Annotated in this window: 7 protein-coding genes and 1 pseudogene; 4 read left to right on the top strand and 4 right to left on the bottom strand. The window is 67.7% G+C overall.

Annotated features, from left to right (window positions below; translation table 11 throughout):
• The coding region (locus ACWDOP_RS38845) for a TerD family protein (protein WP_456349075.1) at positions 1-126 on the top strand (126 nt) is incomplete at its 5' end.
• 103 nt (positions 127-229) lie between these two features.
• On the opposite strand, the gene ACWDOP_RS38850 is transcribed toward ACWDOP_RS38845, so the two are convergent.
• Together ACWDOP_RS38850 and thpD are read right to left on the bottom strand one after the other, a co-directional pair.
• Positions 230-1,210: a pirin family protein gene (locus tag ACWDOP_RS38850; RefSeq protein WP_456349069.1), complete on the bottom strand. Its 981-nt coding sequence runs from the start codon at positions 1,208-1,210 to the stop codon at positions 230-232.
• Positions 1,211-1,328: 118 nt separating this feature from the next.
• Positions 1,329-2,213: an ectoine hydroxylase gene (gene thpD, locus ACWDOP_RS38855; RefSeq protein ID WP_456349070.1), complete on the bottom strand. Its 885-nt coding sequence runs from the start codon at positions 2,211-2,213 to the stop codon at positions 1,329-1,331.
• 248 nt (positions 2,214-2,461) lie between these two features.
• Here thpD and ACWDOP_RS38860 point away from each other — a divergent pair, with 248 nt between their 5' ends.
• From ACWDOP_RS38860 to ACWDOP_RS38870, 3 genes are read left to right on the top strand one after another with little or no spacing between them, the layout of a single operon-like run.
• Complete coding sequence (locus ACWDOP_RS38860; RefSeq protein WP_456349071.1) at positions 2,462-3,016, top strand: nucleotidyltransferase family protein; 555 nt, start codon at positions 2,462-2,464, stop codon at positions 3,014-3,016.
• On the top strand, positions 3,013-3,282 hold the full coding sequence (locus ACWDOP_RS38865; RefSeq protein WP_456349072.1) for a BON domain-containing protein: 270 nt from the start codon (positions 3,013-3,015) through the stop codon (positions 3,280-3,282). The genes ACWDOP_RS38860 and ACWDOP_RS38865 overlap by 4 nt, the downstream gene beginning before the upstream one ends.
• 20 nt (positions 3,283-3,302) lie before the next feature.
• On the top strand, positions 3,303-4,046 hold the full coding sequence (locus tag ACWDOP_RS38870; RefSeq protein WP_456349073.1) for a metallophosphoesterase family protein: 744 nt from the start codon (positions 3,303-3,305) through the stop codon (positions 4,044-4,046).
• Between the two features lie 31 nt (positions 4,047-4,077).
• On the opposite strand, the gene ACWDOP_RS38875 is transcribed toward ACWDOP_RS38870, so the two are convergent.
• A complete protein-coding gene (locus ACWDOP_RS38875; RefSeq protein ID WP_456349074.1) occupies positions 4,078-5,214 on the bottom strand; it encodes an Mrp/NBP35 family ATP-binding protein in 1,137 nt (378 codons plus the stop codon).
• A 25-nt stretch (positions 5,215-5,239) separates the two neighbouring features.
• A pseudogene (locus tag ACWDOP_RS38880) lies at positions 5,240-5,920 on the bottom strand (pyridine nucleotide-disulfide oxidoreductase); the annotation flags it as partial.

Here is a 5,920-nt window from a genome sequence, read left to right on the forward strand (position 1 = left end):
ACCGAGACCGCCATGGTCTTCGGCGAGCTGTACCGCAACGGCGCCGAGTGGAAGTTCCGCGCCATCGGCCAGGGCTACGCCTCCGGCCTGGCCGGCATCGCCCGGGACTACGGCGTCAACCTCTGATCTTCGACACGGCCGCGCGCCGTGTGGGGGTGATGACCGAACGGGCCGCACGCGGTGGCGTGCGGCCCGTTCCGTGCCGTCGCTGACGAAGCCCGCGCCGATATCAGCTCGTCTCGTCGCCGGCGCCGTGTTCGGCGGGTATGCGGCCGAACCGGCCCTGCTGGAAATCCTCGAACGCCCGCAGGACCTCGTGGCGCGTGTTCATCACGAACGGACCCGCCATGGCGATCGGTTCGCGAATCGGCCGGCCGCCCAGGAAGTAGAGCTCGAGGGCCGGGCTGTTCGAATCCTGGGTCTCCGATGCCCGCGCGGTCAGGATGTTTCCCTGCTTGCCGCCCGCGAACACCGCCGTCTGACCTTTCCGGATCGGGTGCCGGTCCGGGCCCACGGTGCCGTTGCCCGCGAGCACGTAGACCAGACCGTTGAACGTTGCGTCCCAAGGCAATTCGACCGCGGCGCCGGGTGCGAGCGTGACATGCGCGAGCGTGATCGGCGTATGGGTCGAACCCGGTCCCGCGTGTCCGCCCACCTCGCCCGCGATCACCCGGACCAACGCGCCACCGTCATCGTTCGTCAGCAGGCGGATCTCGCCACCGCGAATATCCTGGTAGCGCGGCGTGATCAACTTCTGCGCGGCGGGCAGGTTCACCCACAGCTGCACGCCGTGGAACAGCCCACCGCTCACCACGAGCTGCTCCGGCGGCTTCTCGATGTGCAGGATTCCCGAACCCGCCGTCATCCACTGGGTGTCGCCGTCGGTGATCGTGCCGCCGCCCCCGTGCGAGTCCTGGTGCTCGAAGACGCCGTCGATCATGTAGGTGACGGTCTCGAATCCCCGATGCGGATGCCACGGGGTGCCCTTGGGCTCACCCGGGGCGTAGTCCACCTCGCCCATCTGGTCCATGTGAATGAACGGGTCCAGGAGCGCGGCATCGATGCCCGCGAAGGCCCGGCGCACCGGGAAGCCCTCACCCTCGTAACCGGTGGGCGCGGTGGTGACCACCCGCACCGGACGCGGAATCGGTGTGGGCGGCATCTGGATTCGCGGCAACGCGGTGATGTTGTCGGCGGTTGCTGCGGGCATCGTGTTCTCCCGAGATCGACTGAACAGCGGTTGGTAGACAAGTCAACCAATTCGCGGCCGATTCATTCCCGGAAGAAGGAACGCGCCGAGGGTTTCGCTCCCGCTCGGCGCGCAGCCGTCAGACCAGCGGCGTGAAATCCCGGTTCGCGATATAGCCCGGACGCGGCTCGTCGGCGGCGAACGGCTCGACGAGGGCGTTCTCCACGCTGTTGAAGACGAGGAAGATGTTCGAGCGCGGGAACGGGGTGATGTTGTTCGCCGAGCCGTGCATGACGTTCGAGTCGAACACCAGGGCCGCGCCCGGCGTACCCGTGAACTGGGTGATCCCGCAGCGCGCCGCGAGTTCGACGATGTCCTCCCCACGCGGCACCCCGACCTCCTGGCTCCGCAGCGACTCCCGATAGTGGTTCGGCGGGGTCTCGCCCTGACAGGGCACGAACGTCCGGTGCGATCCGGGCATGAGCATCAGGCTGCCGTTGAACGGGAAGTTCTCGGTGAGCGCGATCGACACGCTGACCGCGCGCGGCGCCGGCATGCCGTCCTCGGCGTGCCAGGTCTCGAAGTCCGAATGCCAGGAGAAGCCCGCACCCGACAACCCGGGCATGTAGTTGATCCGGCTCTGATGCAGATAGACCTCCGAACCCAGGATCTGGCGGGCGAGCCCGGCGATCCGGCTCTCACGCACCAGGTCCGCGACCATGGAACTGAGCTCGTGCACCGCGAAGATCGAGCGCACCCGCCGGGACCCCTTCTCGATCACCAGCCGCTCGTCGAGCATGAGTTCCGGGTCGCTCGTCAGCCGCGACACCTCGGCGGCGAAACCGGTCACCTCACCGCGGTCGAGCAACTGCGGCACGATCGCGAAGCCGTCGGTGTCGAAGGTGTCCAGCCCGTCGGATTCGATCGTGCCCCACACCGTCGGGTCGGTACGCCTGCGGTGCGGCGCGGGGGCAAGGGTCCGGGTCGGGTAGCGGTCGATGATTCGGTTGTCGGTCAACGACATTCGGTGAAAACTCCTAGGGTTGTCGACTGGTAGGGGCGGTGGCGGTGCGCACCGTTCTCGCCACCGCGCGGGGCGGTGACCCGTTCAGGCTGGCAAACCAACATTGAGGAACCCGTGTGCACGGTTTGAGGTTCCATGTCGATCGGATGTCGGTTCTCGATCGACAGCGCGGCCGGCGCCGGGAGCCACGGCGCCGATTGCCGATCGGAACGCCGATTAGCCGGAGCTGCCCCGGGTATCGCGACGGTATGGCCACCGTCGACAGGTTGCTGCACGCACTGACCAGGGCGGTGAACACCCTGGAGAAGACCGATATCCGGTTCGCGGTCGCGGGCGGATGCGCCGTCTACGCAAGGGGTGGTCCGGCCAGCGATCACGACGTCGACCTGTTCATCAAACCCGCCGACGTCGCGCGGGCGCGGAGTGCGCTGGCACACGGCGGGATGCGGCTCGCGGACCCGCCCGAGGATTGGCTGACCAAGGCCTACGACGGAGACACCCTGATCGACCTGGTGTTCCGGCCCAACTATCGCGATGTCACCGACGCGATGCTCGATCGCGCCGACGTCATGCGGATCGGGTCCGCGATGGCGCCCGTGATCAGCGCTACCGATCTGATGGTCGACAAGATGCTGGTCTTCGACGCGCACCGGCTGGATCTGAGCCCCATCCTGCGCATCGCCAGGGATCTTCGGGAGCAGGTGGATTGGCCGGCCGTCCGCGAGCAGACCGTCGAATCGCCTTATGCGCGAGCATTTTACGGATTGCTCGTGGACCTCGATGTGATCGGAGAAGCGACATGAGCGAACAGTCAGGCGCGCACCACGCGCAGGATCGGGCGGCCCACCTGCATCGCGCGCTCGCCGAGGACGGTCGCACGGCCGAGCAGGGGGTGGGGGTCTCGCTGGTGGACGAGACCGTCGTGCTCACCGGCACCGTGACGACCGAGGAACGCCGCACGCAGATCGAACACGTGGTGCGTGAACAGCTTCCACACGCCGACATCGACAACCGGGTCGAGGTGACGCCGCTGCGGACACCACGCGCCGCCGAAGAACTCGGGCACTGACATCGAAAGGAGGCCGGTCCATGCGGATCGCAGCGGTCGGTGACATACATTTCGGAACAGACTCCCGGGGCACCTACGGCCGGGTCCTGGAGCAGGTTCGCACCGACGCGGATGTCCTGCTCCTGGCCGGTGATCTGACCCGGTGCGGGACCCTCGACGAGGCACGCGTCGTGGCCGAGGAGTTCGCCGAGGCGGGTCTTCCGGTGGTGGCGGTGCTCGGCAATCACGACTATCACGGCGACGCCGCGCAGGACATCACCATGCTGTTGCGGGACAACGGCATCGCCGTGCTCGAAGGCACGGCGGTGACCTTCGAGGTCGACGGGCTCACCCTGGGCATCGCGGGCACCATCGGTTTCGGCGGCGGCTTCGCCGGCCGCTGCGCAAGCGTCTTCGGGGAGCCGATCATGCGCGAATTCGCCTCCTACACCGTCGCTCTCGCCGATTCACTGCGCGAGGCGCTGGAGCACCTGAACACCGACGTCAGCGTGGCGCTGACCCACTACTCCCCCGTCCCCGACACCCTGGAGGGCGAGCCGCGCGAGATCTATCCGTTCCTGGGCTCCTACCTCCTCGGCGAGGCGGTCGACGCGGGCGGCGCGGATCTGGCCCTGCACGGTCATGCCCACGCGGGCACCGAACGTGGCACAACGCCCGGCGGCGTTCCGGTCCGCAACGTCGCCCAGCCCGTCCTGCGCACCGCCTACGCGATCTACGACCTGCACCCCAGCGCCCTGAGCGGCACGAAGCGGCGCCTGGGATGAGAAGGCGGGGTCGGCCGAGGCCGCCCCGGTCTCAGCTGGTCACAGCCAGGTCGAGCGTCCGGCCTGCCAGCCCTCGCGGACGAACGGCGAGTCTCCGGGCGATGCCCCGAAACGTGTGTGCTGCTTCCGAATCCGGTGCGGCGCGGACCACCGGTGAACCGTGGTCCGCGGTCTCGCCGACAATCGGGTCGAAAGGGATGCGGCCGAGAATCGGGCACGGTGCGCCGAGGATTTCGCCCAGCCGCTGCGCGACCGCGTCCCCGCCGCCACTGCCGAAGGGCGTCGTTCGGGTCCCGTCGGGCTGCTCGTACCAGGCCATGTTCTCGACCAGGCCGGCCAGGCGCTGGCCGGTTTTCGCGGCGACCGCGCCGGCCCGCTCGGCGATGCCGGCCGCGGTGCGTTGCGGGGTGGTGACGAGCAGCAGTTCCGCGGTGGGCAGCAATTGGGCGAGCGAGATGGCGACGTCGCCGGTGCCGGGCGGTAGATCGATCAACAGGACGTCCAGGTCGCCCCAGAAAACATCGGTCAGGAACTGATTGATGACGCGGTGCAGCATCGGACCGCGCCAGATCACCGGTTCGTTCGCGTCCACGAACATGGCGGTGGAGATGATCTTCACGCCGTGCGCTGTTGCGGGCATGATCATGCGGTCGACCTGTGTGGGGGCCGCGGTGCAGCCGAGCATGGCGGGTATCGAATAGCCATGGATATCGGCGTCGATTATTCCGACGCGGAGCCCGAGTTCTGCCAGGGCTACCGCGAGATTGACTGTCACACTCGACTTTCCGACCCCACCCTTGCCCGATGCCACACAGTAGACGCGCGTGAGCGAGCCCGGTTCGGCGAAGGGAACGGTGGGGTCCTTGCCACGCAGTCGCGTACGCAACGCGGCGCGCTGCTCGTCGGTCATCGTGGTGAAGCCGACCGCGACGTCCACGACACCCGGCAGCTCCGCGACGGCGGCTCGGACATCACGCGCGATGGTGTCCCGCAGCGGGCACGCCGCGACGGTGAGCATGATGGTGACCGCCACCGTGCCGTCCTGGATCGCGATGTCCTGGACCATGCCCAATTCGGTTATCGGAAGCCCTATTTCCGGGTCGGTGACGCCGCCCAGCGCGCGGCGAATCCGTTCGATCTCGAGGTCGATTCCGGATTGTCCGGTCATTGTCCCGGTCCTTTCGATAGCGGGGTCAGCGACTGGCCTGGAGCATGTCCGCGCGCTCGACGACCTTGACTCGTTCCCGGCCCTGCGGTGCACCGAGGGCACGCTCGTGCGCGTCGAGGCGGTACCAGCCGTCCCAGGTGGTGAACGGAACATTCCTGTCGGCAAGCCATCTCGTCACTTCCGATGGTCCGGGCCGGGATTCCCGGCAGAGCCAAGGCAGGTCGTCGAGCAGACAGGCGACGGTTTCGTTCGCGTCGCCTTTCGTATGGCCGATGAGCCCCACCGGACCACGTTTGATCCACCCGGTCACATAGACGCCGGGCAGATGCCTATCCGGTCCCTGGGCTCGTCCTTCGAGCAGCACTCGTCCGGCTTCGTTGGGGACGACGCCCGCGTCATCATCGAAGGGCAAACCGGTGATCGGCCGCGAGAGGTACCCCACGGCACGGTAGACGGATTGAACATCCCAATCCCGGAAAACCCCGGTGCCCGAGCAATTTCCAGCGCCGTCGAGCCGGGTTCGCTCCGTCCGCAGCCCCACCACTCGGCCGTCTTCGCCGAGCACCTCCGACGGTGCTTCGAAGAAGTGCAGGAAGAGCTTGTGCGGGCGATTGCCCACGTCGCGGATGGCCCACTGCTCGAGGGTGTTGCAGATCATGTCGACCTGCTTGGAGTGGCGGCGCGCCGCTTCCGAACCCTCGTCGTA

The sequence above is a fragment of the Nocardia sp. NPDC003693 genome, assembly GCF_053981095.1.

Excerpts from the sequence above, each read along its gene's own strand:
- ACWDOP_RS38860 (WP_456349071.1), top strand. The coding sequence starts at position 2,462 with ATGGCCACCGTCGACAGGTTGCTGCACGCACTGACCAGGGCGGTGAAC.
- thpD (WP_456349070.1), bottom strand. The coding sequence starts at position 2,213 with ATGTCGTTGACCGACAACCGAATCATCGACCGCTACCCGACCCGGACC.
- ACWDOP_RS38850 (WP_456349069.1), bottom strand. The coding sequence starts at position 1,210 with ATGCCCGCAGCAACCGCCGACAACATCACCGCGTTGCCGCGAATCCAG.
- ACWDOP_RS38875 (WP_456349074.1), bottom strand. The coding sequence starts at position 5,214 with ATGACCGGACAATCCGGAATCGACCTCGAGATCGAACGGATTCGCCGC.
- ACWDOP_RS38870 (WP_456349073.1), top strand. The coding sequence starts at position 3,303 with ATGCGGATCGCAGCGGTCGGTGACATACATTTCGGAACAGACTCCCGG.
- ACWDOP_RS38865 (WP_456349072.1), top strand. The coding sequence starts at position 3,013 with ATGAGCGAACAGTCAGGCGCGCACCACGCGCAGGATCGGGCGGCCCAC.